This is a genomic window from Bacillus sp. NEB1478, assembly GCF_031582965.1.
Lineage (GTDB): Bacteria > Bacillota > Bacilli > Bacillales > Fictibacillaceae > Fictibacillus.
The window spans coordinates 3,891,889-3,910,410 of sequence record NZ_CP134049.1 but is presented as its reverse complement, the minus strand read 5'-3'; the positions used below and the strand labels follow the sequence as shown (position 1 = coordinate 3,910,410).

At 43.1% G+C, this 18,522-nt stretch carries 15 protein-coding genes, 1 tRNA gene, 3 rRNA genes, 1 other RNA gene, 1 riboswitch and 1 other annotated feature; of the genes, 17 read left to right on the top strand and 3 right to left on the bottom strand.

Translation table 11 applies throughout. From position 1 onward, the window contains the following. Positions 1 to 97 precede the first annotated feature (97 nt). From pdxS to RGB74_RS19975, 7 genes are all read left to right on the top strand, one after another. Positions 98 to 982, top strand: a complete 885-nt coding sequence (pdxS, locus tag RGB74_RS20005) for a pyridoxal 5'-phosphate synthase lyase subunit PdxS (protein WP_310760938.1) — start codon at positions 98 to 100, stop codon at positions 980 to 982. A 4-nt stretch (positions 983 to 986) separates the two neighbouring features. Then, on the top strand, positions 987 to 1,571 hold the full coding sequence (gene pdxT / locus RGB74_RS20000) for a pyridoxal 5'-phosphate synthase glutaminase subunit PdxT (protein WP_310760937.1): 585 nt from the start codon (positions 987 to 989) through the stop codon (positions 1,569 to 1,571). Positions 1,572 to 1,608: 37 nt separating this feature from the next. Next, positions 1,609 to 1,832, top strand: a binding site (T-box leader). Positions 1,833 to 1,899: 67 nt separating this feature from the next. Beyond that, positions 1,900 to 3,174: a serine--tRNA ligase gene (gene serS, locus RGB74_RS19995; protein ID WP_310760936.1), complete on the top strand. Its 1,275-nt coding sequence runs from the start codon at positions 1,900 to 1,902 to the stop codon at positions 3,172 to 3,174. A gap of 92 nt (positions 3,175 to 3,266) precedes the next feature. Continuing rightward, positions 3,267 to 3,359: transfer RNA gene (locus tag RGB74_RS19990), tRNA-Ser, on the top strand. Positions 3,360 to 4,012: 653 nt separating this feature from the next. Beyond that, positions 4,013 to 4,119: riboswitch (SAM riboswitch) on the top strand. Between the two features lie 68 nt (positions 4,120 to 4,187). Beyond that, positions 4,188 to 5,201 (top strand): methionine ABC transporter ATP-binding protein, encoded by a 1,014-nt coding sequence (locus RGB74_RS19985; protein ID WP_310760935.1) that lies wholly within the window; start codon positions 4,188 to 4,190, stop codon positions 5,199 to 5,201. Continuing rightward, complete coding sequence (locus RGB74_RS19980) at positions 5,191 to 5,856, top strand: methionine ABC transporter permease (RefSeq protein ID WP_310760934.1); 666 nt, start codon at positions 5,191 to 5,193, stop codon at positions 5,854 to 5,856. Before RGB74_RS19985 ends, RGB74_RS19980 begins: the two co-directional genes overlap by 11 nt. Positions 5,857 to 5,872: 16 nt before the next feature. Then, positions 5,873 to 6,682, top strand: a complete 810-nt coding sequence (locus tag RGB74_RS19975) for a MetQ/NlpA family ABC transporter substrate-binding protein (protein WP_310760933.1) — start codon at positions 5,873 to 5,875, stop codon at positions 6,680 to 6,682. A 42-nt stretch (positions 6,683 to 6,724) separates the two neighbouring features. On the opposite strand, the gene RGB74_RS19970 is transcribed toward RGB74_RS19975, so the two are convergent. From RGB74_RS19970 to RGB74_RS19960, 3 genes are all read right to left on the bottom strand, one after another. Next, on the bottom strand, positions 6,725 to 7,390 hold the full coding sequence (locus RGB74_RS19970; RefSeq protein WP_310760932.1) for a deoxynucleoside kinase: 666 nt from the start codon (positions 7,388 to 7,390) through the stop codon (positions 6,725 to 6,727). Beyond that, positions 7,387 to 8,028, bottom strand: a complete 642-nt coding sequence (locus RGB74_RS19965) for a deoxynucleoside kinase (protein WP_310760931.1) — start codon at positions 8,026 to 8,028, stop codon at positions 7,387 to 7,389. The genes RGB74_RS19970 and RGB74_RS19965 overlap by 4 nt, the downstream gene beginning before the upstream one ends. A gap of 84 nt (positions 8,029 to 8,112) precedes the next feature. Then, on the bottom strand, positions 8,113 to 8,715 hold the full coding sequence (locus RGB74_RS19960) for a cysteine hydrolase family protein (protein ID WP_310760930.1): 603 nt from the start codon (positions 8,713 to 8,715) through the stop codon (positions 8,113 to 8,115). Between the two features lie 99 nt (positions 8,716 to 8,814). Between RGB74_RS19960 and tadA the strand changes: the two genes are divergently transcribed. The 10 genes from tadA to rrf all read left to right on the top strand — a co-directional run bounded on the left by tadA (position 8,815) and on the right by rrf (position 18,280). After that, positions 8,815 to 9,315, top strand: coding sequence for a tRNA adenosine(34) deaminase TadA (gene tadA / locus RGB74_RS19955; RefSeq protein ID WP_310760929.1), 501 nt, complete (start codon positions 8,815 to 8,817; stop codon positions 9,313 to 9,315). 86 nt (positions 9,316 to 9,401) lie between these two features. Then, positions 9,402 to 9,666, top strand: an RNA gene (gene ffs, locus RGB74_RS19950) — signal recognition particle sRNA large type. A 108-nt stretch (positions 9,667 to 9,774) separates the two neighbouring features. After that, on the top strand, positions 9,775 to 11,487 hold the full coding sequence (gene dnaX, locus RGB74_RS19945; RefSeq protein WP_310760928.1) for a DNA polymerase III subunit gamma/tau: 1,713 nt from the start codon (positions 9,775 to 9,777) through the stop codon (positions 11,485 to 11,487). 14 nt (positions 11,488 to 11,501) lie between these two features. Continuing rightward, entirely contained in the window at positions 11,502 to 11,819 is a 318-nt protein-coding gene (locus tag RGB74_RS19940; RefSeq protein WP_396135999.1) for a YbaB/EbfC family nucleoid-associated protein, read from the top strand. A gap of 10 nt (positions 11,820 to 11,829) precedes the next feature. Beyond that, positions 11,830 to 12,426 carry a recombination mediator RecR gene (gene recR / locus RGB74_RS19935; protein WP_310760927.1) on the top strand — a complete coding sequence of 199 codons (597 nt, stop codon included), beginning with the start codon at positions 11,830 to 11,832 and terminating at the stop codon, positions 12,424 to 12,426. Between the two features lie 17 nt (positions 12,427 to 12,443). Beyond that, positions 12,444 to 12,668: a YaaL family protein gene (locus RGB74_RS19930; protein ID WP_310760926.1), complete on the top strand. Its 225-nt coding sequence runs from the start codon at positions 12,444 to 12,446 to the stop codon at positions 12,666 to 12,668. A 79-nt stretch (positions 12,669 to 12,747) separates the two neighbouring features. After that, complete coding sequence (locus tag RGB74_RS19925; RefSeq protein ID WP_310760925.1) at positions 12,748 to 13,014, top strand: pro-sigmaK processing inhibitor BofA family protein; 267 nt, start codon at positions 12,748 to 12,750, stop codon at positions 13,012 to 13,014. A gap of 232 nt (positions 13,015 to 13,246) precedes the next feature. Next, positions 13,247 to 14,796, top strand: a 16S ribosomal RNA gene (locus RGB74_RS19920). Positions 14,797 to 15,139: 343 nt separating this feature from the next. After that, a 23S ribosomal RNA gene (locus RGB74_RS19915) occupies positions 15,140 to 18,076 on the top strand. Positions 18,077 to 18,164: 88 nt separating this feature from the next. Further along, positions 18,165 to 18,280 (top strand): 5S ribosomal RNA (gene rrf / locus RGB74_RS19910). Together the 16S, 23S and 5S rRNA genes form the textbook arrangement of a ribosomal RNA operon. Positions 18,281 to 18,522: the final 242 nt, after the last annotated feature.

Genomic DNA, 18,522 nt, shown 5'->3' with positions numbered 1-18,522 from the left:
TTTTATGATTTGCGTTAAAATAGATGAGAATACTATATTTTATTGTAAAAATATCGAATTATCGAAAATACAACATATACTCAGGGGGTAGCAAAGCATGTTAAAAACAGGAACTGAACGTGTAAAACGAGGAATGGCGGAAATGCAAAAAGGCGGCGTCATCATGGACGTTATCAATGCAGAGCAAGCGCGTATTGCTGAAGCATCTGGTGCAGTAGCAGTAATGGCACTTGAGCGCGTACCGTCAGATATCCGTGCAGCAGGTGGAGTAGCTAGAATGGCTGATCCTACAATCGTAGAAGAAGTTCTAAATGCGGTGTCTATTCCTGTAATGGCAAAAGCGCGTATTGGACATATTGTTGAAGCACGCGTACTTGAAGCTATGGGTGTTGACTATATCGACGAAAGTGAAGTATTAACACCAGCTGATGAAGTTTTCCATTTGAATAAAAGCGATTATACAGTACCGTTTGTGTGCGGAGCGCGTGACCTTGGTGAAGCATCACGCCGTATCGGTGAAGGAGCTTCAATGCTTCGAACTAAAGGTGAGCCGGGAACAGGGAACATTGTTGAAGCAGTCCGCCACATGCGTATGATTCAAGGTCAAATTCGTAAAGTTGTTGCTATGAGTGAAGATGAGTTGATGACGGAAGCAAAGAACTTAGGTGCTCCATTTGAAGTTCTTCTACAAATTAAAAAAGCAGGAAAGCTTCCTGTAGTTAACTTCGCAGCAGGCGGAGTAGCTACACCGGCAGATGCAGCGTTAATGATGCAGCTTGGAGCTGACGGCGTATTCGTTGGATCAGGTATTTTCAAATCTGACAACCCAGAAAAATTTGCCCGCGCGATTGTTGAAGCAACTACTCACTACCAAGATTACAAGCTGATCGCTGAAGTTTCTAAAAATCTTGGTATCGCAATGAAAGGTATCGATATCTCTACATTAGCTCCAGGTGAGCGCATGCAGGAGCGAGGCTGGTAATTTCATGCTAAAAATCGGAGTATTAGCTTTACAAGGTGCGGTACGAGAGCATATCCACGCTATCGAAGCATGCGGTGCAGAAGCAGTAGCCGTAAAGCGCGTTGAAGAATTAGCTGATCTTGATGGTCTTGTTATGCCAGGCGGCGAGAGTACAGCAATGAGACGCTTGATTGATAAATACGGTTTTCTTCAGCCTTTAAAAGATTTTGCGGAACAAAAGCCTGTTTTTGGTACATGTGCCGGTTTAATCTTAATGGCGAAAAGAATTCAAGGTCAAGATACAGCTCACTTAGAGTTGATCGATATGACGGTTGAAAGAAATGCTTTTGGCCGCCAAGTAGACAGCTTTGAAGCTGATCTAATGATACATGGCGTTGGAGAAGCTTATACAGGTGTATTCATTAGAGCGCCATTTATCGTCGAGGTTGGTCCTGAAGTGGAAATCCTTTCAAAGCATAATGAGCGGATTGTAGCAGCGAAGCAAGGACAATTCTTGTGTGCAGCTTTTCATCCGGAACTTACGGATGATTACCGTTTACATCAATTTTTTGTAGATATGGTACAATCCTCTAAAGAAGTAGTTGCATAAAATAAGAAAATGCTGTACATTACTATAAAATCATAATAAAAAATCAATGACAGGAACTAGTAGCAAAATCAGCTTTGTTTTAGAGAGTCGGTGGCTGGTGAAAACCGATACAGGCATTTTGTGAATCCATCCTCGAGTGAAGAGCCGAAATTGAAGTAAGCTTTTCCGGTGAAGAACCGTTACGTTTTATAATTAAGCCGGCAATGGGCAATTGTTCTATTGCAATCAGGGTGGCAACGCGGGTTAACTCTCGTCCCTATTTCTAATTTTTTTAGAAATAGAGGGCGGGAGTTTTTTGATTTTTTATAACTAAAAGGAGGAAAAGAACATGTTAGATTTAAAATTTGTTCGTGCCAATTTTGAAGAAGTGAAAACAAAACTGGCTGCACGCGGGGAAGACTTGTCTGGGTTAGATCAATTTGAAGCATTAGATAGTCGTCGTCGTGAACTGATCGGTGAATCAGAAAAGTTGAAATCTAAACGTAATGAAGTATCTAAACAAGTCGCAGAATTTAAACGTGAAAAGAAAGATGCTGACCATCTTATTGTTGAGATGCGTGAGGTAGGCGATAAAATTAAAACAATCGATGATGAACTTCGACAAGTAGAAGAAGATCTGAATACAATCATGCTTACTCTTCCAAACATTCCGCATGAGAGTGTACCGATTGGTGAAACAGAAGACGATAACGTACCTGTCCGCCACTGGGGAGAAGTACCTGAGTTCGCTTTTGAACCAAAAGCACATTGGGATATTGCTACAGACCTTGGCATCGTAGATTTTGAGCGTGCTGCAAAGGTAACTGGAAGCCGCTTTGCCTTTTATAAAGGGCTAGGAGCAAGACTAGAAAGAGCACTCATCAATTTTATGATGGATTTACACGAAGATGAACATGGATATACGGAAGTACTTCCTCCATATTTAGTGAACCGTCAGAGCATGACAGGCACTGGTCAGCTTCCAAAGTTTGAAGAAGATGCGTTTAAAATCCGTGAAGAAGATTACTTCTTGATTCCAACGGCTGAGGTGCCAGTAACAAACATGCACCGTGATGAAATTCTAACCGTTGATGAATTGCCGATTGCATATGCTGCGTACAGCGCATGTTTCCGTTCTGAAGCTGGATCTGCTGGCCGTGACACACGTGGATTGATTCGTCAGCATCAGTTTAACAAAGTAGAGCTTGTTCGTTTTGTAAAGCCGGAAGATTCTTATGAAGAGCTAGAAAAACTTACAGGTCATGCTGAAAAGGTTCTTCAGTTATTAAATCTTCCATATCGTGTTCTAAGCATGTGTACTGCTGATTTAGGCTTTACAGCTGCAAAAAAATATGACATTGAAGTATACATTCCAAGCTATGGTGCTTACCGTGAAATTTCTTCTTGTTCAAATTTTGAAGACTTCCAAGCACGCCGTGCACAAATTCGTTTCCGCAGAGAAGCTAAAGGCAAACCTGAATTGGTTCATACATTGAACGGTTCTGGATTAGCTATAGGCCGTACAGTTGCCGCTATTTTAGAGAACTACCAGCAGGAAGATGGTTCTGTTATCATTCCTGAAGTACTGCGTCCATACATGGGCAATAAAGAGGTATTGAAGTAAATGAAAAAGAGAGGAATTCCCCTCTCTTTTTTTTATGAAAAATGTTGACACTAAAAAGTGAATCATGTTAATATAGTTCTTGTCAGTCACACGGAGGTATACCCAAGTCCGGCTGAAGGGATCGGTCTTGAAAACCGACAGGGGTTTAACGACCCGCGGGGGTTCGAATCCCTCTACCTCCTCCATATACATATTCAACCCACTTGATCATATTGATTGAGTGGGTTTTTTGTTATTTGTTCATTGATAAGCGGAGAATCTTTTTGTCAGTCTTGTTTCTGCGGTACTCACGTATTTTAATACGTTCTGTTCCTCGCAACTTCACTTCCTCAACCTTCTTGCTTCTAAATGAACAAATGATTGGAATGATAAGCGGTGAATCTCTTTGTCAGCTGTGTTTCTGTGGTACTCACGTATTTTTTAATACGTTCTGTTCCTCGCAACTTCACTTCCTCAACCTTCTTGCTTCTAAATGAACAAATGATTGGAATGATAAGCTGTGAATCTCTTTGTCAGCTGTGTTTCTGTGGTACTCACGTATTTTTTAATACGCTCTGTTCCTCGCAACTTTGCTTCCTTGACCTTCTTGCTTCTAAATGAACAAATGATTGGAATGATAAGCGGCGAATCTTTTCGTCAGTACTCCGAGTTGCACCGAGTAATCGGAGGTGTATTATTTCAATAGCATTCATTTATCAAAATAGAATCTGTTCCTCGCATCTAGCCGTCAATTTCACAGTAGTAAATGTAAGCGTTTACACTTTAAAGGACTAAAAAATTATATTGACAGAACTTTCAAGATGGTAGTATGATGACAATTAATTAATTGAATATTCAACACTTATTAAGAGAGACCGAGGGATCAGGCCCTATGACGTCCAGCAACCTCCATAATGGGAACGGTGCTACTTCCTGCAGAATGCGTGTCATTCTGGAAGATAAGTCGATTGCATGTATATTCGCCCTCTTCCAGTTGTGAAGAGGGTTTCTTTATGTTTAAAGGGGGAGAACAGATGATAGAGGTTCGTAACGTAACAAAAATTTATTCGGCTAAAGGAAGAGAGATTGTTGGAGTAAAGAATGTCTCATTAACTGTCCAAAAAGGCGAAATTTTTGGAATAGTAGGATACAGCGGTGCCGGTAAGAGTTCACTTCTGCGCTGTTTGAATTTATTGGAGAAACCAACTTCAGGCGAGATTTTAATTGATGGGATATCTATTACTAGCTTAGATAAAAAAAGCCTTCGAAAAGAGCGGTTAAAGATAGGAATGATCTTTCAGCATTTTCATTTAGTAAGTGCGAAGACAGTTTCTGAAAATGTTGCATTTGCTCTAAAAGCTGCAAATAAACCAAAGGAAGAAATTAAGCAAAAGACATTAGAGCTGTTAAAACTTGTCGGCTTGGAGAACCAGAGTGACCAGTACCCCTCACAGTTAAGCGGTGGACAAAAGCAGCGTGTTGGAATCGCAAGGGCACTCGCGAATGATCCAAAAGTTTTGCTATGTGATGAAGCTACATCTGCGCTCGATCCAAGTACGACAAAATCAATTTTAAATCTTTTAAAGTCAATCAACAAAAAGCTCGGTATAACGATTGTACTTATTACTCATGAGATGGAAGTAGTTAAAGAGATTTGTCACCGAATGGCAGTCATGCAGGGTGGAGAGATTATCGAACTTGGAGACGTATACGATATATTTGCTCATCCAAAAGAAGAGCTGACTAAAACTTTCATTGGAAGTGTGCTGCAAATGAATTTACCTGAACAACTTTTAGCAGGCAGAAGAGGAGTTGTTATCAAAATTCATTTCAAAGGAGCAGTCGCAGAAGAAGCAGTCGTTTCTGAACTGTTTCAAAACTTTAAACTCAAAGGAAATATTCTGCATGGCAAAATCGAGTATATCCAAGAAACGCCTCTGGGCATCTTCATTATGGAACTGATCGGTGATGCATCAGAAATAGAGAAAGCCATTTCCTACATTACGACCAAATTAGATAGCTTGGAGGTGGTGAAAAATGCTGCTTGATTCAATAACTTCAATACTCCCAGATTTAAATAAGGCTTTTTTTGAGACGACATATATGGTCGCGATCTCATTAAGTATATCGTTATTAGCCGGACTTCCGTTAGGCATCATACTATTCGTAACCGATCGAGGTTTGCTGTTTGAGAACTTGTACATTAAACATGCAGCGGGATTGCTTGTTAACTTGATTCGTTCTGTTCCATTTATCATCTTGCTTGTAGCACTGCTCCCGCTCACCCAATTAATTACTGGAACAACGATAGGACCAAAAGCAGCTTCCGTGTCGTTGTCAGTAGCTGCCATTCCTTTTTTCGCTCGGCTAATCGAAGCTTCTTTACGTGAAGTAGATAAAGGCGTGATTGAAGCAGCCATTGCAGTAGGTGCTTCACCGTGGATGATTATACGAGAGGTGATGCTGCCTGAAGCAAAGCCTGGCATTGTTCAAGCCATCACGATTACAGCCATCAGTTTAATCGGTTACTCAGCAATGGCTGGTATCGTTGGCGGCGGCGGGATCGGGGACTTTGCCATTCGATTCGGCTACTACCGTTATGACAATACGATAATGATCACGACAGTTTTGTTATTAATCATAATCGTTCAATTGCTCCAGCTTCTTGGTGATCAATTAGCACGTAAAGTAAATAAAAGATAAAGAGGAGAAACCATTTATGAAAAAATTAATATTCACAATACTGACTGCACTATTCTTTTTAGCGTTAACAGCTTGTTCCTCAACCGATTCAAAGGAAAAGCAAATCACGATTGGAGCAACTGCAGGACCTTATTCAGATATGGTTAATAAAGCGATCAAACCATCACTTGAGAAAAAGGGTTATAAAGTAAAAGTCGTTGAGTTTAGTGATTACATTCAGCCAAACCTTGCATTATCAAAAGGAGATTTGGATGCGAACCTTTTTCAGCACAAAGTGTATATGGAGAACTTTGCTAAAGAAAAGAACTTGAAACTATCTGAGGTCATTATCGTTCCAACTGCACCTATGGGGTTGTATTCTGACAAATTTAAATCCCTGGACGTTATTAAAGAGGGAAGCACGCTGGCGATTCCAAATGACCCAGTAAATCTTGCTCGTACATTGATCATGCTTCAAGATGCAGGTCTTATTACAATAAAAGATAATGTCAACCAGCTGACAGCATCTGAAAAGGATGTAAAAGATAATCCGAAAAAACTTAACTTCAAACCATTAGAAGCAGCACAGCTTCCACGAGCAGTCCAAAGTGCGGATATCGCTGCTGTTCCAGGAAACTTTGCACTGGCAGCAAAAATGGATCTGCTTGATGCCATTCAGCTTGAAAAGATGCCAGATCTTTATCGGAACCGAGTTGTTGTTAACACGAAAGATGTTAAATCACAGTTTGCAAAAGATTTAAAAGAAGTCGTTGAGTCAAAAGAATTTGAAGAAGAAATTGATAAAGAGTTCAAAGGTTTCGGCAAACCTGAATGGATGAAAAAATAAGAAAAGCCCCGGTTCACTTAAAGTGATTACCGGGGCTTTTTATCATAAGCGAACTTCTCGTTTCGCTTCAATTTTTTGTGCAATTTTTTCAACGATATGGTTGATCGATTCAGGATTATTACGAAGATCATAATCGTTAATATTCACTCTGAGCACAGGACATGAATTAAAGGATGCAATCCATTTTTCATAGCGGTCATACATTTCTTCCCAATAGGATACAGGTGTTTCCTGTTCCATCTTGCGTCCTCTTTGTTGAATGCGTCCCAAGATGTCATCCAATGTGCCTTCTAGATAGATTAAGCAGTCTGGCTGAGGGAAGTAAGGTGTCATCACCATGGCTTCAAATAGGCGGGTATATGTATCATAATCCACCTCTGACATGTTTTCTTTGTCATAATGCATACGTGCAAAGATCCCTGTGTCTTCATAAATGGAACGGTCTTGTACAAAACCGCCGCCGTAATCAAACATTCTTTTTTGTTCTTTAAAACGTTCTGCTAAAAAGAAGATTTGAAGATGAAAACTCCATCTTTTAAAATCATGATAGAAATTTTCTAAGTATGGATTATTGTCTACTTTCTCCATAGAGGTGCGAAAGTTTAATTTTTTTGCAAGAGCATTTGTCAATGTTGACTTACCGGCACCAACCATCCCTGCAACAGTAATTACAGCATCGTTCGGTATGCCGAATTGCTTATTGTTCATTTTGCAACTTCTCCTTTTTTCAAAGTTGCATCTATTAAGGAAAAGATTTTCTCTTTATCCGTTTCATACGCAACAAAATCAATGTCATCTCCGTTAAAAGTCAGCACAGGTATTTCCGGATGCTGTTTCTTAAATGCGGACATGAATGTATCATAATCAGCAGCAAGCTGTTCTAAGTATGCAGGATCCATGTTTTGTTCGATAAACCTTCCACGCTGTTTAACACGCTTTAACAATGTATCAAGGCTTGCGTTCATATAAATAATCATATTTGGAACAGGCATATCTTCCGTTAAAATATCGAAACATTGCATGTATTTATGATGATGACGGTCCTTTAATGTACGTCCTGCAAAAATACGGTTCTTGAAAATATGGTAATCGGAAACAACAGGAATCTGTTTAGATAAATATTGATCTTGAATCTCTTCAAGCTGCTTATACCTGTTGCAAAGAAAAAACATCTCGGTTTGAAAACTCCACTCGTCAATGTTGTCGTAAAATTTTCCGAGAAAAGGATTTTCTTCTACAATTTCCTTTAATAATTGAAATTCATAGTGCTCCGCTATAGCTTTTGCAAGTGATGTTTTCCCTACGCCAATCGGCCCTTCTACTGCGATAAAGGGGGTTGAATTCATCTTCCCTTTTCCTCCCTTTCATTTAACAAAACGAAAAATTACAGACAAAGAATATTGTAGCATAGGATTGGAAAAGGTGGATAGTTAATATATTGTTCTTTGCTTGTTTTCTTTTGTTTTTTCTATAATAGCTGACAAGTCTAATTTATGGCTTGGACTGATCGTCGCTGTTAACGTTTTTTCCATTAAAATCAAAGCTCGTTCGTTATCTTCATCGATATTTGATGCGATGCAATCTGATGGTGTATAAAGTGAATAATCTCTCATATAGGCATCATTAGCTGTAAACAGTACACAAATGTTTCCGGCAATACCGGATAAAATTAAAGTTTCGACCCCGAGCTCATTTAATAATGAAGACAACGGAGTGGAAAAGAATCCTGAGTGCTTAGGTTTAACGACAAAATAATCGTCATCATTCGGAATCAGTGTTTTTACTAAATGACTTCCCGCTTGTTTAGAACAGTATTCAACTAATTTTTGTTTGTCTGATTGCCATTGTCCAAAATTATCATTTACATAGATGACTGGAATTCCTTTTTCTTTGCATCTTATTTTTAAATCTTTAATTTTATCGGCGATGAACGCAGAAGTTTTTAGTAATAAGGGAGCTTCTTCAAATTTAAAGTCATTAATTACGTCTATAATAAGCATAGCGACAGGGATTTTGTTTTGAGGATTTGTCATAAGACCCCACTTCCTTCTTTTTATAAAACCATACCTTCCTTTATTATTAACAAAACCTTTTGTATAATCTCTATCATCAATAACTTTGGAGCGGAAATTATGGACCAATTTGAAAAAGATCAGTTTTATATGGAATTAGCGTTAAAAGAAGCACAAAAAGCAGCCGATATTGGTGAAGTTCCGATCGGTGCCGTTTTAGTAAAAGACGATCAAGTGATTGCAAAAGCGCACAACCTGCGGGAAGTGGAGAAAAGAGCCATTGCTCATGCGGAAATTCTCGCGATTGATGAAGCTTGTAAAGCAACCGGTGCATGGAGGCTGGAAGGGACAACTCTTTATGTCACACTTGAACCTTGTGCGATGTGTGCAGGAGCGATTGTACTTTCGAGAGTGCAGAGGGTTGTTTATGGCGCAAAAGATCCAAAAGGCGGATGTGCTGGAACATTAATGAATTTGTTGCAAGAAGATCGTTTTAACCATCAATGTGAAGTCATTTCTGGAATTAAAGAAGATGCGTGCAAAGAGATTCTCTCAGGATTTTTTAGAGATTTACGCAGCAGGAAAAGGAAGGAAAAGGAAGCGGGGAAAACGACAGATTAAGGCTTGAACGGTTGCTTTTTTAGGAAGAGCATAGTATACTAAATTTTGCACATTTGATTGTGCTTCTAACATTGTTATACACTTTGTCGCGCTAGGTGGGGAGGTAGCGGTGCCCTGTACTCGCAATCCGCTGTAGCGAGGCTGAACTCCTCTCCTCGGTTAGTTCAACGTATGGTCTGACGGACGTAAGTGGTGTTGAGGTCCTGGTCCTGCGCAACGGAGACCCATGAACCCTGTCAGGTCCGGAAGGAAGCAGCAGTAAGTGGACTCCTTCGTGTGCCGTGGGGCAACCTGGGCTGAGCTAACTGCGTTTGTACGCATAGGTTGACTACTCCAAAGAGAGGTGCGCGGCATTCTTATATAATAAACAATAACTCATCCTTTTCTAAAGGGTGAGTTTTTTGTAATGTTTAAGTATAATAAAGAAGGATGAAATTGTGAGTAAAGGGAGGCAAAGGGATGAGTTATCAGGCACTCTACCGTGTATGGAGACCACAGAGCTTCAGAGATATGGTCGGGCAAGAACATATCACCAAAACGATACAAAATGCCCTGATGCAGGACAAGCTTTCCCATGCCTACCTGTTTTCAGGACCACGAGGAACGGGAAAAACAAGTGCGGCAAAAATCATTGCAAAAGCCGTGAACTGCGAGAATGCTCCAGTTTCTGAGCCGTGTAATGAGTGTGATGCGTGCCGCGGCATCACAAATGGAACAATATCCGATGTACTGGAAATCGATGCGGCTTCTAATACAGGTGTAGATGACATTCGTGACATTCGCGATAAAGTGAAATTTGCTCCATCATCGGTAAAGTACAAAGTCTATATCATTGATGAAGTACATATGCTTTCAACCGGAGCATTTAACGCACTGTTAAAAACACTCGAAGAACCGCCAAGTCATGTCATATTTATTTTAGCTACAACTGAATCACATAAGATTCCTGCGACCATTGTGTCTCGCTGCCAACGGTTTGATTTTAAACGGATTTCATCGAATTCAATGATCGGCCGAATGAAAGAAATCGTGGATGCGAACGGCACAGAAGTAGAAGATGAAGCTTTGCAATTATTAGCACGCGCTGCAGAAGGTGGTATGCGTGATGCCCTTAGCCTGCTAGATCAGGCTATTTCATACAGCGATGACAGAGTAAGAGTAGAAGATGTTCTTTCGGTAACTGGATCTGCTTCTCAAAAACATCTTTCAGACATGGCAGAAGCGTTTGTAGAAAGAGATGTATCTAAAGCATTAACCATTACTTCAAACCTTTTACAAGAAGGAAAAGATCCTGTCAGGTTTTTAGGTGATCTGATTTATTATTACCGTGACATGCTTCTGTACAAAGCGGCTCCTCAACTCGAAGAACTGCTCGAAAGAGTCGCAACCGATGAAACGTTTGATAAATTGGCTAATTCAACCGAAACGGAAAGTATTTATTCGATTATCAGCCAGCTGAATCAGGCACAGCAAGAAATGAAATGGACAAATCACCCAAGAATCTTTTTAGAAACAACGTTCATCAAGATTTGCTATCAAAAACAAGAAGCGGTTTCTGTTAAACAGGATAGCACATCTGCAGAGCCTCTTTTACAAAGAATCGAACAGCTGGAACAAGAAATCTCTAAAATGAAACAAGGCGGTTATAGCCAGCAAAGCTCTTCTTCTCAAACGGACCAAGAACAGCCAAAAGAAAAAAGAGTCATTCGAGGCGGGGGAGCATCTAACGCTCAAGTTAAAGAGATGCTCAAAAAAGCAAAGAAACCAAACCTTGTGGAACTGAAAGGAATGTGGGGCGAAATTCTGGATAAAATCCGTTCAGAAAAAGTCAGCGCCTACGCCCTTCTGTCAGGAGCAGAGCCTGCTGCCTGTTCAGATCAAGTATTTCTGCTTTCTTTTCAGCATGAAATTCACCGCCAGATGGCTTCACAAGAAAACAACAGAAGCTATGTAGAAGAAGCAGTTTATAGTACAATAGGAAAGAACCTATCAATGCTGTCCATATTAAATACGGACTGGCAAAAAATAAGAGCTGAATTCATTAAAGAACAACAGCAAGGTCAGCCTTCTTCTGAAGAAGCACAAAAGGAAGAAGATCCTCTGATCGCAGAAGCAATCAAGCTGGTTGGCGATGAATTAATCGAGATAAAAGAAGAAAACGAAAACGAATAAGGAGGAATTGTAAGATGATGAAAGGCAATATGAACAATATGATGAAACAAATGCAAAAAATGCAGCGTGATATGGCAAAAGCACAAGAGGAATTAAAAGATAAAGTGATCGAAGGTACAGCAGGCGGCGGTATGGTAACTGTTAAAGCTAACGGCCACAAGGAAATCATTGATATTGTAATTAAAGAGGAAGTTGTAGACCCAGACGATATTGATATGCTCCAAGATCTTGTTTTAGCGGCTACGAACGATGCACTTAAAAAAGTAGACGAGTTGGTTTCACAAGATATGGGCAAATTCACTAAAGGGCTAAATGTTCCTGGTTTATTCTAGGAAGTAATCCATGCATTATCCCGAACCGATATCTAAACTGATCGAAAGCTTTATGAAATTGCCGGGCATCGGACCGAAAACGGCGGTTCGCCTGGCATTTTTCGTATTGGAGATGAAAGAAGATGACGTATTGGATTTTGGCCGTGCATTAGTAAATGCAAAACGTCAGCTTATCTATTGTTCCAACTGCTTTCATATTACTGACCGTGATCCTTGTATGATCTGTGATGATTCCAGCCGAGATCGTTCGACCCTTTGTGTTGTTCATGATTCAAAAGACGTCATCGCCATGGAAAAAATGAAAGAATATCGAGGTCTTTATCATGTCCTTCATGGAGCGATATCTCCAATGGACGGAGTAGGACCAGAAGACATAAAAATTGCCGAACTCTTAAAACGATTAAGTGATGAAGGCGTTCAAGAGGTTATTATGGCGACAGACCCTAATATTGAAGGGGAAGCAACTGCGATGTATATCGCACGGCTTTTAAAACCGACCGGTATTAAAATTACCCGTATCGCTCACGGACTTCCTGTAGGCGGAGACTTAGAATATGCGGATGAAGTAACGCTTTCTAAGGCGCTTGAAGGAAGAAGAGAAATTTAACAAAAGGGGTTTGCTACATGTTTTTTTCCCGTAAAGGGCGCTTGAAGCGGTCCGGAGATCAACAGTTGCTCCAAAGTCTTGATGAATTAAAGTCTGATTGGATGCATCAAAAAACAATTGTAGAACGAAGTGTTGAACCATCAGAAGAAGTTCTTTTTAAACTCCAATTAGCAGAATCGAAATACTTCTTCTTATTAAAAGAAGCAAAAAAAAGAAATGTAACGACTAGCAGATTAAAATAGCTGCTGGTCTTTTTTTTGGACAACTCCCATACAATACTAATAAGAAAACTGGTTGATTGCAGGGAGGTATTATTTTTATATGGAGCCTATCACTGTTATTGCAATACTAGGAACCATTATTTTTATCTTATTACTTGTAGGTGCTCCAATGAGACCGATAAAGTGGATCGGATTTGCAGTAACCCGTTTTTGTATAGGAGCACTATTGCTTTTCTTATTAAATGCTATTGGGAATTCCTACGACATCCACATTCCGATCAATACGTTTACCGCTTTAATATCAGGAGTAGCGGGTCTGCCGGGAATAGCATCTTTGGTAGCGATAGAATTCTTTATACTTAATTAAGGGATAGTCATAAGGTCTAAAGGCTGCAGTATTAATAAGCCTTTGGACCTTTTTTCTATGTTCAGCAAAATATTTCGAAATAACGATTGACACTTAAAACGACGCGTGATATATTATTTAAGTCGCTAAGACAAGCGGCATTGAAAAACAAGTTCTTTGAAAACTGAACAAAAGAAATAGGTAAGGAATTAAATTAATTCCGTCAGTTTTAAAAACGAGCAAGACAAACACTTTTATGGAGAGTTTGATCCTGGCTCAGGATGAACGCTGGCGGCGTGCCTAATACATGCAAGTCGAGCGAATGATGAGGAGCTTGCTCCTCTGATTTAGCGGCGGACGGGTGAGTAACACGTGGGTAATCTGCCTGTAAGACGGGGATAACTCCGGGAAACCGGGGCTAATACCGGATAACAAGAGAAGAAGCATTTCTTCTTTTTGAAAGTCGGTTTCGGCTGACACTTACAGATGAGCCCGCGGCGCATTAGCTAGTTGGTGAGGTAACGGCTCACCAAGGCGACGATGCGTAGCCGACCTGAGAGGGTGATCGGCCACACTGGGACTGAGACACGGCCCAGACTCCTACGGGAGGCAGCAGTAGGGAATCTTCGGCAATGGGCGAAAGCCTGACCGAGCAACGCCGCGTGAGCGATGAAGGCCTTCGGGTCGTAAAGCTCTGTTGTTAGAGAAGAACAAGTACGAGAGTAACTGCTCGTACCTTGACGGTACCTAACCAGAAAGCCACGGCTAACTACGTGCCAGCAGCCGCGGTAATACGTAGGTGGCAAGCGTTATCCGGAATTATTGGGCGTAAAGCGCGCGCAGGCGGTCTCTTAAGTCTGATGTGAAAGCCCACGGCTCAACCGTGGAGGGTCATTGGAAACTGGGAGACTTGAGTGCAGGAGAGAAAAGTGGAATTCCACGTGTAGCGGTGAAATGCGTAGAGATGTGGAGGAACACCAGTGGCGAAGGCGGCTTTTTGGCCTGTAACTGACGCTGAGGCGCGAAAGCGTGGGGAGCAAACAGGATTAGATACCCTGGTAGTCCACGCCGTAAACGATGAGTGCTAGGTGTTGGGGGGTTCCACCCTCAGTGCTGAAGTTAACACATTAAGCACTCCGCCTGGGGAGTACGACCGCAAGGTTGAAACTCAAAGGAATTGACGGGGGCCCGCACAAGCAGTGGAGCATGTGGTTTAATTCGAAGCAACGCGAAGAACCTTACCAGGTCTTGACATCCTCTGACCACTCTAGAGATAGAGCTTTCCCCTTCGGGGGACAGAGTGACAGGTGGTGCATGGTTGTCGTCAGCTCGTGTCGTGAGATGTTGGGTTAAGTCCCGCAACGAGCGCAACCCTTGACCTTAGTTGCCAGCATTCAGTTGGGCACTCTAAGGTGACTGCCGGTGACAAACCGGAGGAAGGTGGGGATGACGTCAAATCATCATGCCCCTTATGACCTGGGCTACACACGTGCTACAATGGGTGGTACAAAGGGTTGCGAAGCCGCGAGGCCAAGCCAATCCCAAAAAGCCACTCTCAGTTCGGATTGTAGGCTGCAACTCGCCTACATGAAGCCGGAATTGCTAGTAATCGCGGATCAGCATGCCGCGGTGAATACGTTCCCGGGCCTTGTACACACCGCCCGTCACACCACGAGAGTTTGTAACACCCGAAGTCGGTGGGGTAACCCTTTTGGGAGCCAGCCGCCGAAGGTGGGACAGATGATTGGGGTGAAGTCGTAACAAGGTAGCCGTATCGGAAGGTGCGGCTGGATCACCTCCTTTCTATGGAGATTATGAGACAGCTAGTCTGTTTCGTAAGTACGCCTATTCTTCTTTTGTTCAGTTTTGAGAGAACTCAAAACTCTCAACTAAATAACATTTTTTCGTTCTTAAAGATCGGAAAGGTTATTTTAACTATGTTCTTTGAAAACTAGATATCGACATCCAAACAATATGCAAGGCAGATATATATTATTTATCTGCGCCAAGCAAGAACTGTTTGATGTTTCAGAAGTGAGAAGATCGAGGCGACAAAGTCTTGAAGGAGCGGAGTGTATTTCGATACATGAGCACCAGAAAGACGAAGTCAACGAAGAGATTCGATGCTTATCAAACATCAATATAAGGTTAAGCTAGAAAGGGCGCACGGTGGATGCCTTGGCACTAGGAGCCGAAGAAGGACGGGACGAACACCGATATGCCTCGGGGAGCTGTAAGTAAGCATTGATCCGGGGATTTCCGAATGGGGGAACCCACCATCCGTAATGGGATGGTATCCATATCTGAATACATAGGGTATGAGAAGGCAGACCCGGGGAACTGAAACATCTAAGTACCCGGAGGAAGAGAAAGCAAATGCGATTTCCTGAGTAGCGGCGAGCGAAACGGAATCAGCCCAAACCAGAGGGCTTGCCCTCTGGGGTTGTAGGACACTCTATACGGAGTTACAAAGGAACGAGGTAGGTGAAGTGGTCTGGAAAGGCCAGCCGAAGAAGGTAACAGCCCTGTAGCTGAAACTTCGTTCCCTCCAGAGTGGATCCTGAGTACGGCGGGACACGTGAAACCCCGTCGGAATCCGGGAGGACCATCTCCCAAGGCTAAATACTCCCTAGTGACCGATAGTGAACCAGTACCGTGAGGGAAAGGTGAAAAGCACCCCGGAAGGGGAGTGAAATAGATCCTGAAACCGTGTGCCTACAAGTAGTCGGAGCCCATTAACGGGTGACGGCGTGCCTTTTGTAGAATGAACCGGCGAGTTACGATCCCGTGCAAGGTTAAGTTGAATAGACGGAGCCGCAGCGAAAGCGAGTCTGAATAGGGCGACATAGTACGTGGTCGTAGACCCGAAACCGTGTGATCTACCCATGTCCAGGGTGAAGTTCAGGTAACACTGAATGGAGGCCCGAACCCACGCACGTTGAAAAGTGCGGGGATGAGGTGTGGGTAGGGGTGAAATGCCAATCGAACACGGAGATAGCTGGTTCTCCCCGAAATAGCTTTAGGGCTAGCCTCGCGGCAAGATTCCTGGAGGTAGAGCACTGATTGGACTAGGGGCCCCCACAGGGTTACCGAATTCAGTCAAACTCCGAATGCCAGAGAATTATCCGCGGGAGTCAGACTGCGAGTGATAAGATCCGTAGTCAAAAGGGAAACAGCCCAGACCATCAGCTAAGGTCCCAAAGTATACGTTAAGTGGCAAAGGATGTGGAGTTGCCCAGACAACCAGGATGTTGGCTTAGAAGCAGCCACCATTTAAAGAGTGCGTAATAGCTCACTGGTCGAGTGACTCTGCGCCGAAAATGTAACGGGGCTAAACGTATCACCGAAGCTATGGCTTGTACCGTATGGTACAGGGGTAGGGGAGCGTTCGAAGTGCAGCGAAGTCAGACCGGAAGGACTGGTGGAGCGCTTTGAAGTGAGAATGCCGGTATGAGTAGCGAAAGACAAGTGAGAATCTTGTCCATCGAAAGCCTAAGGTTTCCTGAGGAAGGCTCGTCCGCTCAGGGTTAGTCGGGGCCTAAGCCGAGGCTGAAAAGCGTAGGCGATGGATAACAGGTTGATATTCCTGTACCACTTCCTTTCCGTTTGAACGATGGGGGGACGCAGTAAGGTAGGGTGAGCGCACTGATGGAATAGTGCGTCTAAGCAGTTAGGCTGTTGGATAGGCAAATCCGTCCAACGTGAAGGCTGAGCTGTGATGGCGAGGGAAATTTAGTACCGAAGTCCCTGATCCTACACTGCCAAGAAAAGCCTCTAGTGAGGAAAGATGTGCCCGTACCGCAAACCGACACAGGTAGGCGAGGAGAGAATCCTAAGATGATCGGGAGAACTCTCGTTAAGGAACTCGGCAAAATGACCCCGTAACTTCGGGAGAAGGGGTGCTCTGATAGGGTTTATCGCCCGAGAGAGCCGCAGTGAATAGATCCAAGCGACTGTTTAGCAAAAACACAGGTCTCTGCGAAACCGCAAGGTGAAGTATAGGGGCTGACACCTGCCCGGTGCTGGAAGGTTAAGAGGAGGGGTTATCCTTTTAGGAGAAGCTCTGAATTGAAGCCCCAGTAAACGGCGGCCGTAACTATAACGGTCCTAAGGTAGCGAAATTCCTTGTCGGGTAAGTTCCGACCCGCACGAAAGGTGTAACGACTTGGATACTGTCTCAACGAGAGACCCGGTGAAATTATAGTACCTGTGAAGATGCAGGTTACCCGCGACAGGACGGAAAGACCCCATGGAGCTTTACTGCAACTTGATATTGGATTTTGGTACAGCTTGTACAGGATAGGTAGGAGCCTGAGAAGCCGGAGCGCCAGCTTCGGTGGAGGCGTCGGTGGGATACTACCCTGGCTGTATTGAAATTCTAACCTAGAACCGTGATCCGGTTCAGAGACAGTGTCAGGTGGGCAGTTTGACTGGGGCGGTCGCCTCCTAAACAGTAACGGAGGCGCCCAAAGGTTCCCTCAGAATGGTTGGAAATCATTCGCAGAGTGTAAAGGCACAAGGGAGCTTGACTGCGAGACCTACAAGTCGAGCAGGGACGAAAGTCGGGCTTAGTGATCCGGTGGTTCCGCATGGAAGGGCCATCGCTCAACGGATAAAAGCTACCCTGGGGATAACAGGCTTATCTCCCCCAAGAGTCCACATCGACGGGGAGGTTTGGCACCTCGATGTCGGCTCATCGCATCCTGGGGCTGAAGTAGGTCCCAAGGGTTGGGCTGTTCGCCCATTAAAGCGGTACGCGAGCTGGGTTCAGAACGTCGTGAGACAGTTCGGTCCCTATCCGTCGCGGGCGCAGGAAATTTGAGAGGAGCTGTCCTTAGTACGAGAGGACCGGGATGGACACACCGCTGGTGTACCAGTTGTTCCGCCAGGGGCATAGCTGGGTAGCTACGTGTGGACGGGATAAGTGCTGAAAGCATCTAAGCATGAAGCCCCCCTCAAGATGAGATTTCCCATCACGTCAAGTGAGTAAGACCCCTTAGAGATGATGAGGTTGATAGGTCTGGTGTGGAAGCGTGGCGACACGTGGAGCTGACAGATACTAATCGGTCGAGGGCTTATCCTTAAAAAAGCATAACGTTTGGAAACGTCGTATCTAGTTTTGAGAGAACATACTCTCAAACCCAATAAATCATGGTTAACGTCATGATAGGTTCAGTGATGATGGCGAAGAGGTCACACCCGTTCCCATACCGAACACGGAAGTTAAGCTCTTCAGCGCCGATGGTAGTTGGGGGTCTCCCCCTGTTAGAGTAGGACGTCGCTGAGCAAATGAGGAAGATGGATGAAAATCCATCTTCTTTTTTGTTTTTAAAATGGTAGAAGATAGCCAAGATCCACCTACTTTTTTTGTCGATTGATGTTGGTTCGCGAGTATCTCATGAAAAACTGTGGGTTTCAATCCAAAAAGTGTGAGATTGTCAAAGCTAATTGTGGGAATATCCTATTCAGAGCTAAAAAGTTAAAAAAGGAAGAAGACGAATCGTCATCCCTCTTCTTTTTCTATTTAAA